Source organism: Bisbaumannia pacifica, assembly GCF_007989625.1.
Lineage (GTDB): Bacteria > Pseudomonadota > Gammaproteobacteria > Pseudomonadales > Halomonadaceae > Bisbaumannia > Bisbaumannia pacifica.
Genome location: NZ_BJUK01000109.1, coordinates 1 through 713, shown reverse-complemented (window position 1 = coordinate 713; position 713 = coordinate 1). Strand labels below are relative to the sequence as shown.

General features: G+C 69.7%; 1 protein-coding gene. It reads right to left on the bottom strand.

Going from position 1 to position 713, the window contains the following annotated elements:
• Positions 1 to 713, bottom strand: a 713-nt coding sequence (locus tag HPA02_RS18120; protein WP_186810027.1) for an FAD-linked oxidase C-terminal domain-containing protein, incomplete at both ends; no start/stop codon positions are given.

Below are 713 nucleotides of genomic sequence, written 5' to 3'. Positions count from 1 at the left end.
CTCGCGCATCAGGCTGGCGCGGCCCTTGGGGGAGTGGACCCGCTCGCGGGTGCCCTTCCAGGAGGGGCACATGGCGTCGTTGGGGTCGTAGTTGTAGCAGGCGCCGTTGCCGTTGCAGTAGACGGCGGCGTCATGGGCCTGCCAGACCCGCTCGTCGATCTGGCGGTCGAGCTGGCCGCGGGTGGTCACCCCGTCGATGGCCAGTAGGCCCGGGTCGACTAGCTTGACCGGCTCCGCTGGGGTGGTGGCAAGGATGTCGGACGCCTTGCCCGCGGCGTCGGGCGGGGTGGAAGCAGTACCCGCGGTTTCGGGCGGGATAGAAAGCGGCGTGGCGATCTTGCCGGGGTTCAACTGGTTATGCGGGTCGAAGGCGGCCTTGACCCGCTGCAGGCTGGGGTAGAGCTCGCCGAAGAACTTCGGCGCGTACTCCGAGCGCACGCCCTTGCCGTGCTCGCCCCACAGCAGGCCGCCGTACTGATGGGTCAGCTCGGCCACCTCGTCGGAGACCTCGCGGATCAGCCGCTCCTGCTCGGGGTCCTTCATGTCGATGGCCGGGCGCACGTGCAGCACCCCGGCGTCGACATGGCCGAACATACCATAGGCCAGGCCGCGGGCGTCGAGGGCCGCGCGGAACTCGGCGATAAAGTCCGCCAGGTGCTCCGGCGGCACCGCGGTGTCCTCGACGAAGGGAATGGGGCGCTTCTCGCCCTTGT